Source organism: Marinibaculum pumilum, assembly GCF_042646425.1.
Taxonomy (GTDB): Bacteria; Pseudomonadota; Alphaproteobacteria; order Ferrovibrionales; family Ferrovibrionaceae; genus Marinibaculum; species Marinibaculum pumilum.
In genome coordinates, this window is record NZ_JBHRTR010000041.1 from 1 (window position 1) to 503 (window position 503).

Genomic DNA, 503 nt, shown 5'->3' on the forward strand with positions numbered 1-503 from the left:
GTCATTCCATGGCTTGACCCACTGGTGTCCGGTTTAGTGGTCATGTCCATTGGAGTGCCATCTGTTGGCTGTCTGGAGGTGATGGCGGGTCGTTTCCGGTCAGGTTACCGATGGAGCGCCGATGCATGAGGTTGATGCGGACCAGTCTTGCGAGGTCGATTGGCCGGCTCACGGCTTTCTGCGCGGCCTGGGCCATGCGAAGCAGAAGGAATGCGATGAAAGCAACGGCGATTTGAATGCGCACGGCATTCTCGCTGTTGCCGAGGAAGTGTCTGATTCTGAGGGTTTGCTTGACCCAGCGGAAGAACAGCTCAATGGCCCAGCGCCGCTTGTAGAGGTCAGCAATTTCCTGAGCTGGTGCATCGAGATCGTTACTGAGGATGCGGAGCACCTTGCCGGTCTGGATGCGGACGCGGACCTCGCGCACGGGGTCGGCGAACGGGTTCTTGCGGTTTCTGCCCTGACGCCTAGGCAGGAGACCGATGCGGTCGGAGAGGATGGCG

Annotated in this window: 1 protein-coding gene; it reads right to left on the minus strand. The window is 59.8% G+C overall.

Annotated features, from left to right (window positions below; genetic code table 11):
• Window positions 1-40: 40 nt before the first annotated feature.
• On the minus strand, window positions 41-503 hold a 463-nt coding region (locus ACFOGJ_RS24020), incomplete at its 5' end, for a transposase (protein WP_379905420.1).